This is a genomic window from Serratia sp. M24T3 (assembly GCF_000257645.1).
Taxonomy (GTDB): Bacteria; Pseudomonadota; Gammaproteobacteria; order Enterobacterales; family Enterobacteriaceae; genus Rouxiella.
The window spans coordinates 86,256-108,658 of record NZ_AJHJ01000010.1 but is presented as its reverse complement, the minus strand read 5'-3'; the positions used below and the strand labels follow the sequence as shown (position 1 = coordinate 108,658).

Here is a 22,403-nt window from a genome sequence, read left to right as displayed (position 1 = left end):
ACACCGAGTTGGTGATATAGATGAGATGGCGGTAGAATGCCCCGTTTTCAATCCCAACTTAAGTAAAAAAAGACGATGAATCTTAACAATAAACAAAAACAGTACCTGAAAGGCTTGGCACATCCGTTAAAACCGGTAGTCATGTTAGGTAATAACGGCCTTACCGAAGGCGTGCTTGCCGAAATCGAACAGGCGCTGCAACATCATGAGCTCATCAAGGTGAAAATTGCCGCCGAAGAGCGTGAAACCAAGACGTTGATTGCAGACGCAATTGTGCGTGAAACCAAAGCAGTCAACGTGCAAGTCATCGGCAATATGCTGGTACTGTATCGCCCTTCTACTGAAGACCGCAAAATTATCTTACCGCGTTAAGTTTTAAGAGTTTAACGAAAAGCGCTTTGGATTTAACGAAAAGTTGCTATCTATACGTGGTTTTACAAAAGGCCCTCGCGGGCCTTTTTTCATTTTAACGCCAAAATCCGCGTTAAAAAGAGCGGTAGTCATCACAAAATCCACCGCTGGGTCACCTGTTAAAGATATTCTACTTTCAGAATTTCGAACTCAACATCGCCACCTGGGGTTTTAATAACCACCACGTCGTCCTGCTCTTTACCAATCAAGCCGCGGGCAATGGGTGAGTTCACAGAAATCAGATTCTGCTTAAAGTCTGCTTCGTCGTCACCAACGATACGGTAAGTCTGCTCTTCGTCGGTATCCAGGTTCATGACTTTTACTGTCGCACCAAAGATAACACGCCCGGTAACCGGCATTTTTTTGATATCAATGATCTGAGCATTGGACAGCTTGGCTTCAATTTCCTGAATACGCCCTTCACAGAACCCCTGCTGTTCACGCGCCGCATGATATTCAGCATTCTCTTTCAGATCGCCATGCTCGCGCGCGGTTGCGATATCAGCAATGATTTTAGGGCGACGAACGCCTTTCAGGTGATCTAATTCTTCACGTAATTTTTCAGCGCCACGCAATGTCATCGGAATTTGGTTCATATTTTATTGCCTCTAACTTTGTCCTTTCGGTAAAACACCGTCCTGAAATAATCAGGTAGAAATCAAGCTGTTAAGGTTGACTCGCTCTGGCGATAAACAAAAAAAACCTCACCCGGAGTAAACACCAGGCCAGGATTGGTTTTTCATTTTGAGTGGTATTTTACCGTAGAGTTCCTTTGGGATCATCGTTTACTTTCACCCACGTTGCACCCCCGTTCGTTGCATCGTAGTATGGCACCACGTCATCCTGTAGTTATCCAGAGCCTATACTCAAAATAATGCGTTTTTTACGAATTGTCAGTGGATTAGCCTGCGCGATTGCTCTTAATGCAAACGCAGCACAGGTAGAAAGCTATACGCAGTACCTCCCGGAGGGCACTAACCTCTCGGTATTGGTACAAAAGATTGGTTCAACCACGCCTGTTGTCGACTACCATGGCGACCAAATGGGCCTGCCTGCCAGTACGATGAAGATATTTACCGCGCTGGCAGCTTTGCTCCAGTTAGGTCCGGATTTCCGTTTCAATACCACTTTTGAAACCAACGGCAGCGTCAGCGGTGGCGTTCTTCATGGCAATCTGGTCGCACGATTTGATGGTGATCCGACTTTTACGCGTCAGAATATTCGCAATATGGTCGCTGTGTTGAAAAAACAGGGCGTCAAAGAAATTAGCGGCGATGTGGTCATCGACACCTCTGTTTTTGCCAGTCATGACAAAGCGCCGGGCTGGCCGTGGAACGACATTACCCAGTGCTTCGATGCTCCACCGGCAGCGGCGATTGTCGACCGCAACTGTTTCTCCGTTTCGCTTTATAGCGCGGCGAAACCCGATGAAAACGCGTTTATTCGCGTCGCATCTTATTATCCGGTGCAGATGTTCAGCGAGGTCCGTACGTTAGCCAAAGGTTCACCTGATGCGCAGTACTGCGAGTTGGACGTGATGCCTGGCGAATTTAATCGCTTTACGTTGACTGGCTGCCTGACTCAACGCAGTGAGCCGCTGCCTTTGGCGTTTGCTATCCAGGACGGCGCTGCCTATGCCGGGGAAATCCTCAAAGACGAGCTGACCAAATCTGATATCCAGATCGACGGTCGGTTAAAACGTCAGACCCACGTGACGCCTGCGGGTACGGTGCTGGCGCAGACGCAATCTGCCCCGCTGCATGATTTGCTGCATACGATGTTGAAAAAGTCTGACAACATGATTGCCGACACCGTATTCCGCACTATTGGCCATCAGCTTTACGGCGTACCCGGCACATGGCGCGCAGGTTCAGATGCCGTGAGGCAGATCCTGCGCCAAAAAGCCGGGATTGACCTTGCCAATAATATTCAGGTAGACGGCTCCGGCCTGTCGCGCCACGATTTGGTATCGCCAAAAACTATGATGCAGGCACTGCAATATATTGCCGAGCACGATAAAGAGCTGGATTTCATCTCGATGCTGCCATTGGCAGGCCATGATGGCACTCTGCAATATCGCGGCGGTCTGCACGAGGCGGGCGTTGACGGTAAAGTTTCGGCCAAGACCGGTTCGTTGGCTGGCGTCTATAATCTGGCAGGTTTTATCACCACTGCCAGCGGGCAGCGTCTGGCGTTTGTGCAATACCTTTCAGGCTATGCCGTACCGCCTGAAGACCAACGCACCCGCCGCGCACCTTTGGTCCGTTTTGAAAGTCGCCTGTATCGGGATATTTACCAGAACAACTAGCAGTAGCTGTTGTCACAGGATAGAGATTAATCAATGCACTGTGATAAAAGCGGTGGTGAAAGGCGGCTATGAAACTACTTATCGTCGAAGATGATGACCTACTGCGCCAGGGGTTGACCATGGCGCTCAACGGCGAAAGTTATGCCAGCGACAGCGCGTCTACCGCGGCCGAAGCCAATGCGCTGTTACAAAGCAGCCAGTATAGCCTGATTATTCTCGATTTGGGCTTGCCCGACACCGACGGTGCCACACTGCTTCGCCAGTGGCGGCGTCAGAATATTTCTCTGCCGGTGCTGATACTTACTGCCCGTGACGCGCTGGAGGACAGGGTTGAAGGCTTAGACGCTGGTGCCGATGACTATCTCGTCAAACCCTTTGCCCTGGTCGAGCTCATGGCCAGAGTCAGAGCATTGATTCGCCGTTATCAGGGGCACAGCGACAACCTGCTTAGCGTCGGTAATCTGACGCTAAATCTCTCCTCGCAGCAGGTCTACCATCAGGAACAACTGATAGAGATCACCCCAAAAGAGTTCGCCATTCTTACAAGACTCATCATGCGGGCTGGGCAAACGGTGAATCGCGAGCTGTTGCAGCAGGATCTTTACTCTTGGCAGGACGATCTGGGCTCAAACACTCTTGAAGTCCACGTACATAACCTGCGACGTAAGCTTGGCAAGGATTTGATCCACACGGTGCGCGGAATTGGCTACCGTCTGGACCAGGCTAAATGAACAGCATGCGCCGTCGGCTGCTGGTGATGCTGGCACTAATTTTATTTGTTACTCAGCTCACCAGTGTTTTTTGGCTCTGGCACGAAAGCCAGGAGCAAATTAATTTGCTGGTCAATGACACGTTATCGGCCAAAGTACGTAATGCTCACGTCGAAAAAGAGATTGCCGAAGCGATTGCCTCACTGATTGCCCCCTCGCTAACGATGCTGGCGGTCACCTTGCTGCTGTGTTTTTGGGCTATTAGCTGGATTATCAGGCCTTTGCAACAGTTGCAAAACCGTCTTGAAGCTCGTTCTGCCGACAACCTCTCTCCGCTTCCGCTCAACAGCGAAATTCAGGAGGTGGTTTCCGTAACCAATGCGCTAAATCAACTTTTAGCTCGCCTCTCTCAGACCATCGCTCAGGAAAGATTGTTCACCGCCGATGCCGCCCACGAACTGCGAACGCCTCTGGCAGGATTGCGCCTGCATCTTGAACTAATGGAAAAGAAAGGCGTGGATGGCAGCAACATGCTGATAGGACGTATCGATCAACTGATGCATACCGTGGAACAACTGTTAATGCTTTCCCGCGCCGGTCAGAACTTTGCCGAGGGTCAATATCAGAAAGTTGAACTTATTAACCACGTCATTAAGCCGCTAAGAGCGGAGTTGATTGAGTTGCTGGCAAACCATCAACAGCATTTGGTCGTAAAGACTGCCAGTCATACGGCAGTTGAAGGTGATCCTGTCTTGCTCCGCCTGATGCTGAGAAACTTGGTTGAAAATGCTTATCGCTATAGCCCTCACGGCAGTGACGTAACGATTTCGCTGTCAGAACGCGATCAGGGCGTTATGATTCAGGTAGATGACTGCGGACCAGGCATTGATGAGAAAAAGGCTGGAGAGCTGACACAGGCCTTTAGACGCGCCGATCAACGCTTCGGTGGCAGTGGATTGGGTCTGAATATTGTTTTACGGATTATTAACCTGCACGGCGGTCATCTGCGATTAACCAATCGCCAGGATGGTAATGGGCTCAGCGCGCAGTGCTGGATACCCCAGCAGGCCTTTACGCAAACCCGTTTGGATCACCAGTTACTGGAATAACAGAAACAAAAAAGGTCGCAATTAAGCGACCTTTCATATATTTCTTAATATTCAATCTATTAAGGAACGGGCAACGAGATTAACGCTCGTAAATGATTTCAACGCCTTCGTCGTCTTCATCGTCCCAGTCGTCCCAGTCTTCGTCATCATCTTCTTCGACTTCGGCCAGTTGTTCACGGTGATAATCGTCCCACATGAACTCGACTTTCTCTGGTACGGCTTCTTCAACCGACATGTGTTTAGGATTTTCATTGATGAATTTCATCACTTCCCAGCACAGAGCGGTAACGCCTTCGCGGTTGGCAGCAGAAATCAGGAAGTAATCCCCTTCCCAGCCCATACCTTCGGCGATTTCTTTAGCGCGACGCTCGGCTTCTTCCTGACCAATTACGTCAATCTTGTTGAAGACTAACCAACGTGGTTTGTTCGCCAGTTTCTCGTTGTACTGCTGCAGCTCATTGATGATAATTTTGGCATTTTCAACCGGATTTGACTCATCAATTGGCGCGATATCAACCAGATGCAATAGAACACGGCAGCGCTCAAGGTGCTTGAGGAAGCGAATACCCAAACCAGCGCCGTCGTGCGCGCCTTCGATCAGACCGGGGATGTCGGCAACCACAAAGCTCTGCTCGCTATCCATACGTACTACGCCCAGGCTTGGAACCAGGGTAGTAAACGGATAATCGGCAACTTTTGGTTTAGCCGCCGATACGGCACGAATAAAGGTAGATTTACCCGCATTCGGCAAACCCAGCATACCGACGTCGGCAAGCAGCATCAGTTCCAGGGAAAGGTCACGCAGCTCACCTTTAGTGCCCATGGTTTTCTGGCGCGGTGAACGGTTTACCGAGGATTTAAAACGGGTGTTACCCAAACCGTGCCAGCCGCCTTTGGCAACCAGCTGTTGCTGACCGTGGCGAGTCATATCGCCCAGCACTTCGCCAGTTCCCTGATCCAGGATACGGGTACCCACAGGGATTTTAATAACGATGTCTTTACCGCGTTTGCCGGTACAGTCACGGCTCTGGCCATTCTCACCGCGCTCTGCACGGAAAGATTTTACAAAACGGTAGTCGATCAGGGTGTTCAGGTTCTCGTCGGCAAGGACATAGACGTCGCCGCCATCTCCGCCGTCGCCGCCGTCCGGGCCACCGTGAGGAATATATTTTTCGCGGCGGAAGCTGACGCAACCATTACCGCCATCGCCTGCTACAACCAGGATCGTTGCTTCATCTACAAACTTCATTTGAACTGTCTCCGTAAATCATTCACCCGGATGCTTGTCTCAGCCATCAGGTCTTGTTCTGTTCCTGGTTGCCACCCACAGGCTCATTGCAGAAAATTTAACTCCTGCAACAACCTCAAGGGCACTATATTAACCGTTCAGGTTAAGTACCGCAGGTCAGAAGACAGGCTACTTGCCAGCATAAAAAAATGTCTCAGGCTTCGCCAAAGGAAGCAGTGCGATAGCACATAAAGTGTACAGCAAAATGAGAATCTGCGTTGAAGTCAGTTTTCCTGACATCCATTTTCTTGCCGGTGTTGGCCAACACAATGTAAAAAGCCCCGCAACTAATTGCGGGGCTTACATCAGTCTATCAAGACTCAGACAGTAAATTATTCAGCTTCGATGCTGATGAATTTACGGTTGTCTTTGCCTTTAACTTCGAACTTGACTTTACCGTCAGTCAAAGCAAACAGAGTGTGGTCACGACCGCAACCCACGTTGATACCAGCGTGGAATTTGGTGCCGCGCTGACGAACGATGATGCTGCCTGCCAGTACTGCTTCGCCGCCAAAGCGTTTTACGCCCAGACGTTTAGCTTCTGAATCGCGACCGTTGCGGGTGGAGCCGCCAGCCTTCTTGTGTGCCATTGTTCCGCTCTCCTAAACTTAAGCGCTAATGCCGGTGATTTTTACATCAGTGAACCACTGACGGTGGCCCTGCTGCTTACGGTAGTGCTTACGACGACGAAACTTAACGATCTTAATTTTCTCGCCACGACCGTGAGCAACGACTTCTGCTTTGATCACACCGCCAGCAATTAAAGGCAAGCCGATGTTGATTTCTTCACCGTTAGCGATCATCAGAACTTGGTCAAACTCAATTGTTTCACCAGTTGCGATGTCCAGCTTTTCCAAGCGAACAGTTTGACCTTCGCTTACTCGGTGTTGTTTACCACCACTTTGGAAAACCGCGTACATATAAAACTCCGCTTTCCGCGCACTCAACTTTGTATAGTCCAGAGGGCGCTATAAATATTCACAATAGGGCGCGAATTCTACGCAAAAAATCAGCATATGACAAGAGCACAATCACTAGAAAAGAAGAAAAAAAGCGCAGTTCACTACAACGCGTTTATCTCACTCGTTTTTCAAGTACAATCATTACTACAAATTGCATCATGTGCCAATGTGAGCCCGTTCTCATTGCGGTGAAGAGAAATACAGCCGAAAAATCACAATGAACCTAGAACAGATTACCGACCTCACCGAACAGGATATGGCTGCAGTCAATGCGGCAATTCTCGAGCAGTTGAACTCTGATGTCTCGCTCATCAATCAACTCGGATATTACATCATTAGCGGTGGTGGTAAACGAATTCGCCCAATGATTGCCGTTCTTGCTGCCCGTGCGCTCAAGTACACCGGTGACAAGCACGTTACCGTCGCTGCGCTGATAGAGTTTATCCACACGGCAACGTTGTTGCATGACGATGTTGTTGACGAGTCGAACATGCGCAGGGGCAAAGCCACCGCCAATGCCGCTTTTGGCAACGCGGCCAGTGTATTGGTAGGCGACTTCATCTACACCCGCGCGTTTCAGATGATGACTGACCTCGAATCACTCCCGGTGCTGGCTCTGATGTCCAAAGCCGTCAACGTGATTGCCGAGGGTGAAGTGCTTCAATTGATGAACTGCAACGATCCGGACATTACCGAAGAAAGTTACATGCAGGTTATCTATAGCAAGACAGCGCGATTGTTTGAAGCGGCTGCTCAGGCTTCAGCCATGCTGGCAGGAGGCACCGAAGAGCAGGTCTGCGCGTTGCAGGACTACGGGCGCTATTTAGGCACTGCTTTCCAGCTGATCGACGATTTGCTTGATTACGACGCAGATGGCGAGACTTTGGGCAAAAACACCGGTGACGATCTCAACGAAGGTAAGCCGACTCTGCCGCTGCTTCATGCCATGAAAAACGGCACTGAGCAACAGGCGACCATGATTCGCCAGGCCATCGAACAAGGCAACGGCAGACATTTACTTGAGCCGGTACTGCAAGCCATGCATCAGTGTCATTCTCTGGATTACACTCGCCAACGAGCAGAAGACGAAGCAGACAAAGCAATCAGTGCATTGCAGGCGTTACCAGAATCACCCTATCGACTCGCCCTGGAAGGTCTCGCTCATTTAGCCGTCAAGCGTGATTTCTAAAAGCGATTTAGTAAGCAAGGCGCCGTGTTTTTGGCCGCCTTGCTTATTCTATCTCTGCTTGTGCAGGCATCAGACGTTTAATTACTGCCAGCATTCCTTCGCGCACAATAAATGAGACTATCGTCTCGCGCTCTCTATCATTAAGCTGCTTATAACTTTCAATCCATATAAGTAGAGGGTCGTGATAAGAAGAACAAAGATATTCTGCAGATTTTTCTTGAATGATTAGTGCTGGTTTCATCATTTTAGGCAGGCTGTTAATGTGATATTCCACCGCCTTACCTTGAACACCAAGCCTTCGCCGCGTTTCCCATCCCTGCCTTCTGGCCATGCCATGGATACCCTGAGTCGTGGTGGGTAATCCATTTATTCCAACCAGATCTTTTGCAGCAAACCATTCCTTTTTCATGGCATTCCTTTTATTATTTTAAATCCAAAAAAAGAGCAGAATAAAATTCAGCCCGGCACTTGCCAACTCAGGCTAATAATATAGGCCAACGTTTTGCTTAAAGGTCACTCACAACGAGAGTTTATAACCAGAATTTACAATTTGGATCTATAACTAAGTTCAACGACTACAGTTAACACATAAACCTGCTCTTTTAAACAAACCGTTGATATAAAAACTATAGATTTTAAAAGCTTTAATAAATAAATTCGTTCGAAGCCCCTAACCTGTTAATTACTTCAATCATCCCATTGCGAACAATAAAGGTAATCATTTTTTGCCTTTCTCTTTCATCCAATTGTTTATAACTTTCGATCCAGATTAATAAGGGATCTTGGTTGTTGGAATAAAAATATTCGGCTGAAGGTTCGTTAAGCACAAGATTTGAATTAGTTTTGATCGGCAGACTATCAATATGATATTCAACTCCACGTCCCTGTACGCCGAATCTGCGTCGTCTGACCCACTTTTGTCGACGGGCCATGCTATGTATCCCCTGAGGTGATGAAGGAAGCCCCGTAAAACCGATCAGTTCTTTGGCGGAAAACCATTCAGGATTCATAAGAATTCTCTCTTATTTATACAAAAATATGATTGATATAAATCATTAACTGTTAAGACATTAAAAAAGCCATATTTTCACGGCATATTTAGCGAGGCGTTTACATTGAACGCATAAGTTATACCATTAGCGAATGCAAATGTGCATCAATAAATTAAAGCCTAGGTATATTGATGAAACTTTTTTATGGAGAAAAATAAAACTAAAAGAACCATCTAACGCTCAAAAGTAAGTTACGTTAAATCTTTGAGTGAACTAACAATAGAAAAGCCTGTAAATTCATCTAAGTAACCATATTTCGGATATTGACCAATCACCACTTTTCAGAAAAAATGCATTTTTTGAAAAGATTTGATAACAATTAACTTTTCTTAAAAAAGAAGATTTGCATTAAGAAAAATTTGATAACAACCCAAAGAGCGCCGATAAATCACTTATATTACAAACCATTAGAAGACCAAACATACCCAGTTAGTGGTTCAAATAAAATAGTAGGCTATTAATAAAAAATAAAAATATCTTTTGAGAAACAGGTTTGAACTAAGTTCAGAAATTTGCTCTTATAGCTTCCGAATGAATATGGGTGCTAACCCCTCAAACATATAACAAAACCTGCAAGCCTATTATATAAGGAAGTTTTTCTATGCTTTTACGGAGAACGGATTGGCATCACGCTGATATAATCGCATCGTTACATAAACAGCGTACCACCTTGGCAGCATTGTCCCGATCCGCGGGCCTGAGTTCATCCACACTGGCGAATGCGCTGTCACGTCCGTGGCCAAAAGGAGAGTGGATTATCGCTAATGCACTGAAGTTACATCCGGCAGAAATCTGGCCCAGCCGTTATTATCATCCTGAAACAGATGAACTTCTGGAAAGAAAAATGCGCTGCAAGCTTCCTGATAATCTGGGGCGGGAAAAAGTACCGACCAAGAATATCATTCTGCCTGAAAATTCAATAGTTAAGAGTAAAAATGCAGATAACGCAGATAAGAAGGGGATGTAGATTATTAAATACTGATTGAATTTTATTAAGTTATTTGATCAGTGCATACCGCGAATAATTTTAAAATAAGCACAATAAAAAGCCGCCGGAATTTACCCGGCGGGTTGTTTTAATAATCTTGAGGAATACATAAAAAGAATATTAAATATTGATAAAGTTCTCACCCAACTCGATATCTTTGTGTAATACGTCCAGCATCGAATTCAGCGAATGTTGTTCAAACTCGCTTAACTGGCCAATGTCTTTGAATTCAGCAATACCATTTCGACCTAATAGCACCGGTTGAGCAAAGAAGCGTGCATGCTCACCGCGCCCCTCAACATAGGCACATTCCACGATCCCGCTTTCTCCCTGCAACGCGCGCACTAAAGAAAGTCCCAGTCTTGCCGCGGCCTGCCCCATGGAAAGGGTTGCCGACCCGCCACCTGCTTTTGCCTCAACAACTTCTGTACCGGCATTTTGAATATGTGTCGTCAGCTGCTGTATTTCACTCTCCGAGAAGCTGAGCCCTTTAACCTGCGATAACAACGGTAATATTGTTACGCCCGAATGCCCCCCAATAACCGATACCTCAATTTCTTGCGGAGATTTACCTTTAAGCTCTGCAACAAATGTATTGGCGCGGAGGGTATCAAGCGTAGTGACGCCAAAAAGTTTATTTTTATCATAAACTCCGGCTTTTTTTAAAACCTCTGCCGCAATAGGCACCGTCGTATTTACCGGGTTAGTGATTATCGCAATACACGCCTCGGGACAGGTGGTCGCAATTTGCTGAACTAAATTACGAACAATGCCGGCATTAACATTAAAAAGGTCAGAGCGATCCATGCCTGGTTTTCGCGCCACGCCAGCCGAGATAAGTACAACCTCAGCCCCGTACAAAGCGGGCCTCGCGTCTTCACCACAAAATCCTTTGATATTAACAGCTGTAGGGATATGGCTGAGATCCACCGCCACACCTGGAGTAACAGGTGCGATATCATACAGGGAGAGTTCAGAGCCAGACGGCAATTGAGTCTTGAGTAGTAGAGCGAGGGCCTGGCCGATTCCGCCTGCGGCACCAAGGACTGCAACTTTCATCCTATACTCCTTTTTAAATGACGTTCTTTATAAACGACGATTAAAATACCGCGCATTCATTCACTTAATAACCTTAGTTAACGGGTGTATTAAAAACAAACAACCTATTAATAGATTGGGAGGTAGCGCAGAAATTAAAAGCATCTTTAAATTTTGAGTAAGAAATTACTGCTTATTTTCATTAAGATAAAACATTAAGTTAAAATAATTAAAAAAATGACTTTATTAAAAAATAAATACATTAATTACCTGGCTGGTTAAGTTATCAAATAAAATAATCAGGCTATACATTTTATTTTAAGTTTGAGACAATTCTTCATGCAGATATTTGGCATATTCATTAAAGTCTACGCAGCTTCGTTGGGCCTTCCTTCCTAAAATCTAACTCTTTGTTGATCAAACCCGTTATGTTTTATTGCATAAAAATGCAAATATCTGCATAATCAACGCCACACAATTGTGAATCTATGGGTGCAAAATGCGTAATCCTGCTAAACAGGAAGATTTAATCAAAGCTTTCAAGGCTCTCTTGAAGGAAGAGAAGTTCAGCTCTCAGGGTGAAATCGTTGTCGCACTGCAAGATGATGGCTTCGAAAACATCAATCAATCCAAAGTTTCACGCATGCTCACCAAATTTGGCGCGGTTAGAACCCGTAACGCCAAAATGGAAATGGTGTACTGCCTGCCTGCCGAGATCGGCGTTCCAACCACCACCAGCCCGCTGAAGAACCTGGTTCTGGATATTGACTATAACGATGCTGTCGTGGTTATCCGCACCAGTCCTGGCGCTGCACAGCTGATTGCTCGCCTGCTTGATTCACTGGGCAAGTCGGAAGGTATCCTCGGTACAATTGCTGGTGATGACACCATCTTCATTACGCCAGCACGCAAGTTTACTGTCAAACAACTCTATGATGCCATTTTGAGTCTGTTCGAGCAGGAACTTTAGGCAGTATCAAGATCGGCAAGTAACGCGCTTGCTGATCTGCTATTCATGCCGGATCTTGTTCAACCTCCAGATGATCGACCTATAAATCATTTCATTTCCAAAACGATCCCCTGTTAAATTCCGCACAGAATGCTCATTTATGCCAATCTATTGATTTGAAATATATTTAACAATAAATGAGCAAGTAATCATCATTTTTTATGCTTTTCGGTTATTAAAACCACTCATTTCGGGCAAATAGAGACCTAACAAACTATTAGCAAACTATTAATTTTTCCAGTTATTAGATGTATACTCATCTCCATGATGTGAAACACGACAAAGCACCACATCACTGTATTTTAGAAAGAGATATCCCCCGAGAGACGAGATTTGAATATCCATTCAAATGCCGCCGATAAAACGGATTTATCGCTGCGAAAACCGATGCATTTGTTCGCGAGAAATAGGCGACGAGGTTATGCACACCGAATTTTACAGTTTTGATAAATCCATAATGAAACCGCGCCACCGTCCGCCATAGACAGGTTGCATAAGGTAAATTAAGGAAATTATCATGAAAATCATCGCTGCTGTTGCTGCCCTGGGCCTGTTGACCGCTGTTTCATTTGGCTCTTCTGCCGCTCAACTAATCACCAACCAACAGGCTGAAAATCTTCAACCTATGGGGACAATTACCGTTAGTGGGATTGATGGCGTGCCTAGTGATATCCGTCAAGAGTTATCACAAAAAGCCGATAGCCAGGGTGCATCTTCTTATCGTGTAATCGAAGCGCGTAATGACGGTACTTACCACGCCACCGCAGAAATTTATAAATAACTGAACCCGATTTAATCTGTAGTACCGCGAAGTTTTAGCAAAAAATTTGCAAGATATACCAGACCCTCTGTCGTCCTGTCCGACGACACCCTTTTGCCCTCGCTTGCGAGGGCTTTTTTTCGTCGAGGCTTTAAGGGCTGGTATTATTAAGGAAGGGGGTAACTATTTGTTGTTAGCCAACTGAGCTTTTTTATCCAGCGCGCTCAACAGCTTGCCGTGGATGCCACCAAAACCACCGTTGCTCATCACCAGAATGTGATCGCCCGGCTGCGCGGTTTTGACAATCATCTCAACCAGTGCATCAACGTCTGCATGCCAGTGCGCAGGCTGAATACAACGTTCTGCCACTTCTGAAACCTGCCATGGGATGTTTTGCGGCTGAAGCAGAAACACTTCGTCGGCACGTCCCAGAGAAGGTGCAAGTTCGTTTTTGCTCATCCCCATTTTCATGGTATTCGAACGCGGTTCCAGCACTGCAATAATACGTGCTGTGCCGCCAACTTTACTGCGCAGGGCAGCCAAAGTGGCAAGAATGGCGGTAGGATGGTGTGCAAAATCGTCGTAAACAGTTACACCGTTCGCTTCACCACGAAGCTCGAGCCGACGGCGGGCGTTGATAAATCCGCTGAGCGCCTTACAGGCATCTGCAGGTGTAACGCCGACGTGGCGCGCGGCTGCAACGGCCATCAGTGCGTTGTGCATATTGTGTTCACCCACCAGCGACCATGAAACCTCACCGGCCACTTCACCGTTAAGATATACCTGGAACTTGCTGGCATCTGGCGTCGTCTTTTTGGCATTCCAGGTGCAGCCGTCTCCCGCGTATTCCTGCTCGCTCCAGCAACCCATCGCCATCACTTGCCTGAGTGGAGTGTCATGCTCGGGCAGAATGATTTTGCCCTGACCCGGCACAAGTCTGACCAGATGATGGAACTGTTTCTGGATCGCCTTCAGATCGTCAAAAATATCGGCGTGATCGAATTCGAGATTATTCAGCACCAGCGTACGCGGGCTGTAATGCACGAATTTGGAACGCTTGTCGAAGAAGGCACAATCATACTCATCGGCTTCGAGGACCATAAACGGGCTGTTTCCCAATCGCGCAGAAACGTCGAAATTCCCCGGCACACCGCCAATAACATAGCCCGGCTCATAGCCGCAGGCTTCGAGGATCCAGGTGACCATACCTGAAGTAGTGGTTTTCCCGTGCGTACCGGCAACCGCAATCACCCAGCGACCGGGCAGCACGTGATCGTGCAACCACTGCGGGCCAGAAACATAGGGAATACCCTGCTCGAGCACCGCCTCCACGCAAGGATTGCCTCGCGTCATGGCATTGCCGATCACAACGAGATCGGGCCTGGGATCCAACTGACTTGGCGAATAGCCCTTAATCAGCTCGATCCCCTGATTTTCCAATAGCGTACTCATCGGTGGATAGACGTTGTCATCCGATCCGGTTACCTGATGTCCCTGAGCGCGAGCCAGCATAGCAAGGCCGCCCATAAACGTGCCGCAAATCCCAAGAATATGAATGCGCATAAATTTTCCATTATTGCTCTTTAAGTCAGTGGCTATTCTAACGCTGAGAATCATCTAGAAGAAATGCATTTGGCTATGATTTGCCTATGAAGCGTCCATATATTTGGGCTAAACTGCGATCGCTTCTGTAAAATTTCAATTACAAAACCTTTACTCATCCTAAGATTCAGGGATCGTATCATGAAAACGTTAGGCGAATTTATTGTCGAAAAGCAGCAAGATTTTCCACATGCCACCGGCGAGCTCACTGCGCTACTCTCGGCAATTAAACTTGGTGCTAAGATTATTCATAGGGATATCAACAAGGCGGGACTGGTAGATATACTCGGCACCAGCGGCGTTGAGAACATTCAGGGCGAAGTTCAAATGAAACTCGACCTTTATGCCAACGAAAAATTGAAAGCCGCCATGAAAGCACGTGGCGAAATTGCCGGTATCGCATCTGAAGAAGAAGACGAAATTGTTATTTTCGAAGGCGAACGTGCCAACAATGCGAAATATGTGATTCTGATGGATCCCCTGGACGGCTCGTCAAACATCGACGTCAACGTTTCAGTGGGTACTATTTTTTCAATCTATCGTCGTACTTCACCATTGGGCAAACCCGTTACCGAAGCTGACTTCCTGCAACCGGGCAGTCAACAGGTCGCAGCAGGTTATGTAGTGTATGGTTCCTCTACCATGCTGGTTTACACGACCGGTGCTGGCGTTCACGCCTTTACCTACGACCCTTCCCTCGGCGTTTTCTGCCTATCGCACGAAAAAGTCATGTATCCAGAAAAAGGCTACATGTACTCTATTAATGAAGGGAACTACATTAAATTCCCGAAAGGCGTGAAGAAATACATCAAGTATTGTCAGGAGCAGGACGAAGAGTCTGGCCGTCCTTACACCTCACGTTACATCGGCTCTCTGGCTGCCGACTTCCATCGCAACCTGCTCAAAGGCGGCATCTACATTTACCCAAGCACTGCAAGCCATCCTCAGGGCAAGCTGCGTCTGCTTTACGAATGTAATCCAATGGCCTTTCTGGCCGAGCAGGCTGGCGGTAAAGCCAGCGACGGTAAAAACCGTATCCTGGACATTGTTCCTCAAAAACTGCACGAGCGCGCACCATTCTTCGTGGGCAATACCAATATGGTTGAAGACGCCGAACGACTTATCAAACAGTATCCTGACGAATAAAAATCCCAGTCAGGCTGTTTGCTAAATTACTTTAAAGTACCCTAACCATGGGGTGGCCCGATGCCACCCCATTTTTTATTGCAAATGTTTATAGCAGACGTTTTTTAGGACAAAAGCGCCCCGGAAAAGGCAGGAATTCTTGCCCGAGTTGGCTATAATGTCCGGCAATCCATTTCTGGTTCAATAAAGGGAAACCAACAATGAGCTTAATCAATGTACCGGCTGGTAAAGATCTGCCAGAAGATATCTATGTTGTTATCGAAATCCCGGCAAACGCCGATCCCATCAAATACGAAGTAGATAAAGATACCGGTGCACTTTTTGTTGACCGTTTCATGTCAACGGCGATGTTCTATCCATGCAACTATGGTTATATCAACCACACCCTTTCTCTGGACGGTGACCCGGTAGACGTTCTGGTTCCTACTCCATACCCACTGCAACCCGGTTCAGTCATTCGCTGCCGTCCGGTTGGCGTTCTGAAAATGACTGACGAATCTGGTGAAGATGCGAAAGTTGTTGCTGTTCCGCACACCAAGCTGAGCAAAGAATACGATCACATCAAAGATGTGAACGATCTGCCAGAACTGCTGCGTGGCCAAATCACCCACTTCTTCGAGCAATACAAAGCGCTGGAAAAAGGCAAATGGGTTAAGGTTGAAGGCTGGGATAACGCTGAAGCTGCCAAAGCTGAAATCGTGACCTCTTTCGAGCGTGCAGCTAAAGCAAAATAAGGCTCTGCCTTTGCTTTGATGCAAAAAAAACACCGCCAATAAGGCGGTGTTTTTTTCTGGCTTTAAAAATTACTGACTAAGACGACCTTTATTTTATTCTCACTTCTCTTCTAACGTACGTTTAACCCAGTCTCCACCTTCAATACGTTCGACACCTTCCAGCGCGCGAATATACAGGTAAATCCAGGCACTCCCGTACGGCGTAGAGATTAGCTCTCGACGGTAATCTTTGGTGTTACTTTTCAGTTCGTCAAGCTCAGCCATAATGGATGAGTTGATGCGGTAAACTTCGCAGTAGATCTTCCCTTCTCCGGGAATCGCTGCCGGGTAATGCCCCAAATCATACAGGGCATAGCCGTCAAGCTCGTGGTCACCCAACCACTGAGCGTTTGTCATCCAGTGACTATTACCTTGCTTGCGTCGTAAACTGCCGTAGACAATTATTCGCATGGTTAAAACTCAAACTGATAGAGCAAATCTAGTGCCTGATCGACGCCAGACACCGCTTCCAAATACAATTTAGGCATCAAACGATAGCGCAGCGTCAGGGTAGCCAGGGAGTCAAAGATCCCCATGCCGTATTTAACCTGCAGCCCGGGCAGAACATAACCACTGACCACAACCTGAGAACTGTCCCCAACGCCTTCGGTATCCAGTGCCAGATTACTGACACCAAATGCCTCACCGATTTTACCCACAAGTTTGCCACTTTGTGCAACCCCCATACCGATAAGCATGGAAGTCATGGCGCTACTGTCGGCCCCCGAGCTGTCCAGGCCCTGTCCGCGTAACAAATAAGACAGTGCTTCCTCCTGAGACATCACCGGGTCAGAGAAAACCTCCAGCTTCGGCGTATCTGCATCGCCGGTCACACGCACCCCTGCCACTACATCATTCTCGGTTGAATCCGGATTACGGATAGCTTCGATATTCAGCAGCGGCTGGTCCGCCGGACCAGAAAATAACAGCTGGCCTTTTCTGACGATTAAATCTTGTCCGTAGGCGTGGAACCTGCCTGATGGTATATCAATCTGGCCGTTTAATCCTAACCCACGTTTGTCCTGAGCTACTTTAAGTGCGCCCTTGAGACGCGCTTTCAGACCAAAGGCATCGAGACGAACATCATCCCCGATGTTCACCACCAGGTTCGTGTTGATCGGAATCGAGGTTGAAGCAGGTGCAATCGGCTGATGCTGATCGTTTAGCATCACTTCATCCGATGATACGCCTACCGCACTCTCCGGAAGTTCCTGAACCGTGATGCGGGCCCAGGGAATATCCACCTTGCCGTTCAACGTGAACGCTTGCGGTGTAGCATCAAACACTAGATCGGGCGAGACATCAAGCCGAACCATTGGTGGAACCGATACCCTGACTTTTTCACCCTTCGCTGCGATGTTCGCATGCCAGTTTTCCGGCTGACTCCAGTCCGCATTACCGTTTAATGCCAGCTGACCGTGCGTGGTCTGAATGACCCCTGCCAGCAGCGAAGACATACCGTTAAAATCGATATTCAGATTGGCATTGGTCACATCAAACGGCATAAACTGCGCGTCAAAATCGACGTTTGACAATGCCAGTTTGCCATAGACCTGCGGCGCTTTTCCGTTGCCCCCCACGCGCAAATTGGCATTCAAAATGCCCGAGGCTTTCTCTCCGTCCATCAGTGCCGGTTGCAACAACCCCATCGAAATACGGGTAATATTGACGTTACCGGAGAGATCTCGACGACCCAGAGGATCGGCAATCTGGATTTTACCGTCAAGCTGGCCATTGTTGGCGATCTTAATTAGCCAATCGAGGTTGGCGCGCCCGTTTTGCAACGCGGCATTAAGGTTTAAGGTATCAAAAGCCACCGGCAGAGGATTGCCCTGCACCAGTTGCTCTACTTTCACGCTTCTGCCCACCAGCGACACACTCGCGTCTGGCAACCCGCCGTTGGCTTTCCAGGCAACGTTCGCCTTGCCGCTGAATTGCCCGCCAATTTTCGTATCATCGGTCAGGAATGGTTTGAGCATCGCTAAATCAAAGCGATTCAGCACGATGCTGGCCTGCCCACTGGCACCGGCATTGATCGTGGTCGGCACGCAGACGTCGGCATCCGGGTTCTGCCAGCAGTGTGGCCCAACCGTTACGCGCTGCTCGGTATTGAAATAGGTCAGCGCAATCGGCCGGGTCAGACGCCATTGGCCGACCGGCGTATCAAACAGCGTATTGCTGATATTTCCTTTCCACTGCTGGGTTTTGCGGTCGAAACTACCGCTCAGCGCCAGATGGCCTCCCACTGGCTTACCGGTCACGTTAAGCGTCAGTTGATGCTGTTTTTCATTGCCCTTGGCATCGAGGGTGATATCGCTGATGTCCAGCGCGTCCTGTTTGAGCTGCTGCACTTTGACCGCCAGCGTACCCTGAATCTGGTCACTGGAAATCACGTCGCCCTTGATATTGACGCGACTAACGCTCAACGCCTGCCAGCGCAGATTGTTGGCGGTAAGATCAGCCAAGACCTGAGGCGCTTTAAGATTTCCGCGCAGCTGGATCATTCCTTTCACAACCCCACCCAAACCCGGCAGAGCACCATCGAGATGCGGAGCATCGACGTTGGCGTCCAGAGCCCATTTGTCGCTAAGCTTACCTTTGACATCAAGATTATTGCGACCCAGTTCCAAATGCAGCTGAGGAATATTCCACTGGCCGTAGCTGTTACCGCTCAAGTTACCGCGCGCCTTGACCAGGTTCTTCTTCACGTTACCGTCAAGTTCCAGTGTTGGCACCTGCAGCTGCCAGGTTCCACCATACAGGCTGCCTCGCATGGCAATTTTGCCCTGTAATTTGGCCGGCCAGTCTGGATATTGTTTCGCAGTATCAATGCCGTTTAGCGTAAGCACGGTATTCCAGCTAACCGCTTTACTCCAGTCCACCACGCCGGTTAAATCAGTGTTGCCCTGAAGAGCAGCCAGTCGCATCAGCTTAAGGTTAAACTGCTCGAGGTTACCTTTGCCATCAAGCGCCAGTGAGGCCGCCGGGATCTGATTGCCGCTAAAGTCCGAATGAAGAGCCAGCGCGTAATCGGTGGCTTTGCCGCTGAATTTGAGGTTTAAACCTTTAACCTGATACTGCGGCGTGCCAGTGAGCGGCCACTGTAGCGCATCACTTTGTACACTGAGGTCGATAGGCAGGCCAACTTCAGCCAGCCGGGTTTGCAAGGCAAGTTCTGCTCGCACCGGACCTGAAAGATTCACACCGACCTTGAGCTGTTTACGCAACTCACCGCCCACGGTCAATTTAACCTTCTCGCCTTTTATTGGGTCGATATTCACCGCGGTGTTGATGGTCATGGACACCGGCCAGCTATCGGTCAACTGTGCCTGACCCATACCGTCTATCGAGCCCTGTGGTGAACGAACCTCAAGCTTATCCAGTTTAACTTGCTGATTTTGCGTGGTGACTTTCAGCAGCAGACGGGTGATCAGCAGATCATTATCGCCAGTAAGATGCAGATTCTCACCGGTAAGCTGCTGCACGGTGAGGTCCAGCGGTAGCTTGAAGTCTGGCAAATCAGGCAGCAACGGTTTGGCAAACAACGCTTTTAGCGTATCGCCCAATGGGGGTTCTGCGACTGCAGGCTTTGGTGCCTCTGCCGGTTGCCCAGTCACTTTTTCCTTTACTGTGGCAACGGCTTTGTCCTGCGCGGCCTGCACCACCGGCGGCAGTGGATGCAGCGGCGTCTTGGGCAATGCTATCAGTAGCCCGGAAATATTGGTCGGCTTCAGCGTTAAAGCACGCTCGCGCCACTCCATGCCGGTGCGGAACTCGGCGAGTGAAATGTTTCGATCGTCGATTGCCACATTAACGTTATTCAACGTTAGCAGCTTGAGAATGATTGGATACGGCGTGCTGAGATTGGTCAGCGGTTGGCTGGAAGCCGGCTCCGGCGCGGTAGAAGGTGCCATTTCTTTAGTGTTGACCACCACATTGACATCTTTCGCCCGCACCGCATTGATGCACAGCTCGGTGTGACGGAAACAGGACAAGTCTAGCGAGAGATGAAACTCTCCGGCAGTGACGTCCACGCCCGGCATTTTGTATTTCACGCCCTTGAGCGTCAGACTGCGCCAACCGCCATCAACATTAGCGATCGACAATCCTGGAACAAAGCGCTGGGCACCATTAATGACCAGATGCAGGCCAGTTTGCGTGCCGACCAGAAATACCACTGTGCCCACCAGCAGTAAAACAAGGACCAGGAACGCCAGGCAGATCTTTTTAAACCAACTCATAATTCTGGCCCCAGACCGATATAAAATTGTACTCCGTGGTTGTCCGGGTCGCCCACTGGAGTCGCGATATCAAGCTTGATCGGACCAACCGGCGACGCCCAGCGTACACCCACGCCGGCACCGGTTTTAATATCACTCTTGGCGAGATTATTTACTGCTTCACCGCTGTCGATAAACACTGCGCCCCACCACTTACCGGTCACGTTGTATTGATATTCCGCTGAGCCTGTTGCCATTTTGGAGGCACCGGTCAGTTTATTGTCGCTGTCTCTGGGGGAGATGCCTTCATATTTATAACCGCGAATACTGCGGTCACCACCGGCAAAGAAACGTAGCGATGGCGGTACTTTTTCAAAATCGTTGGTTTCAATCCAGCCCACGTTGCCACGGAAAACGAAACGGTTTCTCTCGCCCAACATACGGATCCAGACGTTTTGCGCCTGTACAATCGCGAAATCGATATCCGAACCCCAGGTAGTGTCGGAAACTTTGAGAGAGTAGCGTTGGCTATCACCCCAGGTCGGCATCAGGCCACCGCGCGAACGGGTGCGGCTGAAGCTGACTCCGGGATAGATAAGCATAGTGGTGTTGGTCACCGAACCCTGTGTAAAGTGATCCAGGCTCCAGGTCAGATTTAACGCACGCTGCCAGCCGCTGTCGCTGTCCCAGTTGCGCGCGATATTAGCGGTACTGGAGTCGGATTTGGTGTCGTTAAGGTTGACGTTTTTAATGCCGCCGCTGATGGTGTAATACTGCTGAATAGGATCTTTGAGCAGCGGGATTTTATAGCTGACATCGACCGTCTGCTCCGGCGCTGAAAGGCTCAGCGAGGTTTCGAGGCTCTGCCCGCGATCGTTCAGCCACGGTTTTTTCCAGTCGGCTTTGACCCTCGGTCCAATGTCGCTCGCATAGCCTCCGCCCAGCTCGAGGCTGTTCCTGGTGCGTGGCGTGACCACAGCATTCAGCGGCAATGTCTTGCTGACTTTAGCGGCTTTATCATCAAAATCAGGAGAAACCACTACCGAGTTGAACCAGCCAGTGGCCGCAAGACGGCGATTGAGCTCTGCCAACTGCGTCGAGCTGTAGTAGTCGCCCTGATGAAAAGGCACCACGTTTTGCAGATATTCCTGACGAATTTGCGATCCCTGGAAATCGACCTTGCCGAAACGATAACGCTGCCCGCTGTCAAAATCGATGTCCCAGAATGCCTGATGCCTGTCTTCAATCACCCCCAACTGGCTTTTAAGCATATTGGCATCAAAATAGCCTTTACGCAGCGCCAGCCCGCTAAGCGAGCTTTTGAAACTGTCATAGGTGCCGTGATTGAGGATCGTGCCGTTAGCCGGGACTTTACTTTTTTTCAGCGCTTCAAACTCGTTATCGTCTTTAGCCTGCCCTTTAATGGAAACGCTGGTTCCGGCTATTTTGACTGGCGTACCGGGTGAAACCTTGGCAATCAGCACCGGGCGACCCGGCGGCGGAGTTTGCACAAAATTAAAATCAATGGTGGGGTTGTAATAACCCAGTGGCCTGAGCCCCAACTGAATAGCGTCACTGACTCTGGCGCGAAAACGCCCGTTCGCTGACACCTCGTCGCTTCCTATCGCGGCAAGACGTACACGAACGTTTTTTTGCATTTCTCCACTCAACCCTTCCAACTGAAGCCGCACTTTAGCAGCTAAGGATAAGGACGGTGCCAGCAGTAAGCCTAACAAACAAAGTTCACGGTATCGTGGCACAAGCTCTCCTGCTATGTTTCATTATCCTGTTAAAATATACATTCAAATCGCCTGAAACAGGTGATGTGCATAACGTGC

21 protein-coding genes and 1 pseudogene are annotated in these 22,403 nt (G+C 48.6%); 10 read left to right on the top strand and 12 right to left on the bottom strand.

What is annotated here, in order from left to right; translation table 11 throughout:
• Positions 1-75: 75 nt before the first annotated feature.
• On the top strand, positions 76-372 hold the full coding sequence (gene yhbY / locus SPM24T3_RS10755) for a ribosome assembly RNA-binding protein YhbY (protein ID WP_009636779.1): 297 nt from the start codon (positions 76-78) through the stop codon (positions 370-372).
• A 158-nt stretch (positions 373-530) separates the two neighbouring features.
• Here the strand turns inward: yhbY and greA are convergent, their stop codons facing one another.
• Positions 531-1,007: a transcription elongation factor GreA gene (gene greA, locus SPM24T3_RS10750; RefSeq protein WP_009636778.1), complete on the bottom strand. Its 477-nt coding sequence runs from the start codon at positions 1,005-1,007 to the stop codon at positions 531-533.
• 278 nt (positions 1,008-1,285) lie between these two features.
• Between greA and dacB the strand changes: the two genes are divergently transcribed.
• The 3 genes from dacB (at position 1,286) to pmrB (ending at position 4,538) form a co-directional block, all read left to right on the top strand.
• Positions 1,286-2,719: a serine-type D-Ala-D-Ala carboxypeptidase gene (gene dacB, locus SPM24T3_RS10745; RefSeq protein ID WP_009636777.1), complete on the top strand. Its 1,434-nt coding sequence runs from the start codon at positions 1,286-1,288 to the stop codon at positions 2,717-2,719.
• Between the two features lie 68 nt (positions 2,720-2,787).
• A complete protein-coding gene (gene pmrA, locus SPM24T3_RS10740) occupies positions 2,788-3,450 on the top strand; it encodes a two-component system response regulator PmrA (protein WP_009636776.1) in 663 nt (220 codons plus the stop codon).
• Complete coding sequence (pmrB, locus tag SPM24T3_RS10735; protein WP_009636775.1) at positions 3,447-4,538, top strand: two-component system sensor histidine kinase PmrB; 1,092 nt, start codon at positions 3,447-3,449, stop codon at positions 4,536-4,538. Before pmrA ends, pmrB begins: the two co-directional genes overlap by 4 nt.
• Before the next feature lie 79 nt (positions 4,539-4,617).
• Here pmrB and cgtA read toward each other — a convergent pair whose 3' ends face one another.
• The 4 genes and pseudogenes from cgtA to rplU form a co-directional block, all read right to left on the bottom strand.
• Positions 4,618-5,787 (bottom strand): Obg family GTPase CgtA, encoded by a 1,170-nt coding sequence (cgtA, locus tag SPM24T3_RS10730; RefSeq protein ID WP_009636774.1) that lies wholly within the window; start codon positions 5,785-5,787, stop codon positions 4,618-4,620.
• A 148-nt stretch (positions 5,788-5,935) separates the two neighbouring features.
• Positions 5,936-6,048, bottom strand: a pseudogene (locus SPM24T3_RS25890) (EamA family transporter); the annotation flags it as partial.
• A 110-nt stretch (positions 6,049-6,158) separates the two neighbouring features.
• Positions 6,159-6,416 (bottom strand): 50S ribosomal protein L27, encoded by a 258-nt coding sequence (gene rpmA / locus SPM24T3_RS10725; RefSeq protein ID WP_009636773.1) that lies wholly within the window; start codon positions 6,414-6,416, stop codon positions 6,159-6,161.
• Positions 6,417-6,434: 18 nt separating this feature from the next.
• Positions 6,435-6,746 carry a 50S ribosomal protein L21 gene (rplU, locus tag SPM24T3_RS10720; protein ID WP_009636772.1) on the bottom strand — a complete coding sequence of 104 codons (312 nt, stop codon included), beginning with the start codon at positions 6,744-6,746 and terminating at the stop codon, positions 6,435-6,437.
• A gap of 259 nt (positions 6,747-7,005) precedes the next feature.
• Between rplU and ispB the strand changes: the two genes are divergently transcribed.
• Positions 7,006-7,977, top strand: a complete 972-nt coding sequence (gene ispB, locus SPM24T3_RS10715) for an octaprenyl diphosphate synthase (RefSeq protein WP_009636771.1) — start codon at positions 7,006-7,008, stop codon at positions 7,975-7,977.
• A 43-nt stretch (positions 7,978-8,020) separates the two neighbouring features.
• On the opposite strand, the gene SPM24T3_RS10710 is transcribed toward ispB, so the two are convergent.
• Positions 8,021-8,386, bottom strand: coding sequence for a DNA-binding protein (locus tag SPM24T3_RS10710; protein ID WP_009636770.1), 366 nt, complete (start codon positions 8,384-8,386; stop codon positions 8,021-8,023).
• Positions 8,387-8,621: 235 nt separating this feature from the next.
• Complete coding sequence (locus SPM24T3_RS10705; RefSeq protein WP_009636769.1) at positions 8,622-8,987, bottom strand: DNA-binding protein; 366 nt, start codon at positions 8,985-8,987, stop codon at positions 8,622-8,624.
• A gap of 643 nt (positions 8,988-9,630) precedes the next feature.
• Here SPM24T3_RS10705 and SPM24T3_RS10700 point away from each other — a divergent pair.
• Entirely contained in the window at positions 9,631-9,996 is a 366-nt protein-coding gene (locus SPM24T3_RS10700) for a helix-turn-helix transcriptional regulator (protein ID WP_009636768.1), read from the top strand.
• 141 nt (positions 9,997-10,137) lie between these two features.
• On the opposite strand, the gene mdh is transcribed toward SPM24T3_RS10700, so the two are convergent.
• Positions 10,138-11,076, bottom strand: coding sequence for a malate dehydrogenase (gene mdh / locus SPM24T3_RS10695; RefSeq protein WP_009636767.1), 939 nt, complete (start codon positions 11,074-11,076; stop codon positions 10,138-10,140).
• A 478-nt stretch (positions 11,077-11,554) separates the two neighbouring features.
• Here mdh and argR point away from each other — a divergent pair, with 478 nt between their 5' ends.
• Positions 11,555-12,025, top strand: coding sequence for a transcriptional regulator ArgR (gene argR, locus SPM24T3_RS10690; protein ID WP_009636766.1), 471 nt, complete (start codon positions 11,555-11,557; stop codon positions 12,023-12,025).
• 556 nt (positions 12,026-12,581) lie between these two features.
• Positions 12,582-12,845 carry a peroxide/acid stress response protein YhcN gene (gene yhcN / locus SPM24T3_RS10685; RefSeq protein WP_009636765.1) on the top strand — a complete coding sequence of 88 codons (264 nt, stop codon included), beginning with the start codon at positions 12,582-12,584 and terminating at the stop codon, positions 12,843-12,845.
• 162 nt (positions 12,846-13,007) lie between these two features.
• Here the strand turns inward: yhcN and mpl are convergent, their stop codons facing one another.
• Positions 13,008-14,387 (bottom strand): UDP-N-acetylmuramate:L-alanyl-gamma-D-glutamyl-meso-diaminopimelate ligase, encoded by a 1,380-nt coding sequence (gene mpl / locus SPM24T3_RS10680; protein ID WP_009636764.1) that lies wholly within the window; start codon positions 14,385-14,387, stop codon positions 13,008-13,010.
• Between the two features lie 180 nt (positions 14,388-14,567).
• Between mpl and fbp the strand changes: the two genes are divergently transcribed.
• Both fbp and ppa read left to right on the top strand, forming a co-directional pair.
• A complete protein-coding gene (fbp, locus tag SPM24T3_RS10675) occupies positions 14,568-15,572 on the top strand; it encodes a class 1 fructose-bisphosphatase (protein WP_009636763.1) in 1,005 nt (334 codons plus the stop codon).
• A gap of 200 nt (positions 15,573-15,772) precedes the next feature.
• Positions 15,773-16,306 (top strand): inorganic diphosphatase, encoded by a 534-nt coding sequence (gene ppa / locus SPM24T3_RS10670; RefSeq protein ID WP_009636762.1) that lies wholly within the window; start codon positions 15,773-15,775, stop codon positions 16,304-16,306.
• Between the two features lie 99 nt (positions 16,307-16,405).
• On the opposite strand, the gene SPM24T3_RS10665 is transcribed toward ppa, so the two are convergent.
• The 3 genes from SPM24T3_RS10665 to SPM24T3_RS10655 are packed head-to-tail and all read right to left on the bottom strand — an operon-like array spanning position 16,406 to position 22,325.
• Positions 16,406-16,756, bottom strand: coding sequence for a gamma-glutamylcyclotransferase (locus SPM24T3_RS10665; protein WP_009636761.1), 351 nt, complete (start codon positions 16,754-16,756; stop codon positions 16,406-16,408).
• 2 nt (positions 16,757-16,758) lie between these two features.
• Positions 16,759-20,586, bottom strand: coding sequence for a translocation/assembly module TamB domain-containing protein (locus tag SPM24T3_RS10660; protein WP_009636760.1), 3,828 nt, complete (start codon positions 20,584-20,586; stop codon positions 16,759-16,761).
• A complete protein-coding gene (locus SPM24T3_RS10655; protein WP_009636759.1) occupies positions 20,583-22,325 on the bottom strand; it encodes an autotransporter assembly complex family protein in 1,743 nt (580 codons plus the stop codon). The genes SPM24T3_RS10660 and SPM24T3_RS10655 overlap by 4 nt, the downstream gene beginning before the upstream one ends.
• Positions 22,326-22,403 lie beyond the last annotated feature (78 nt).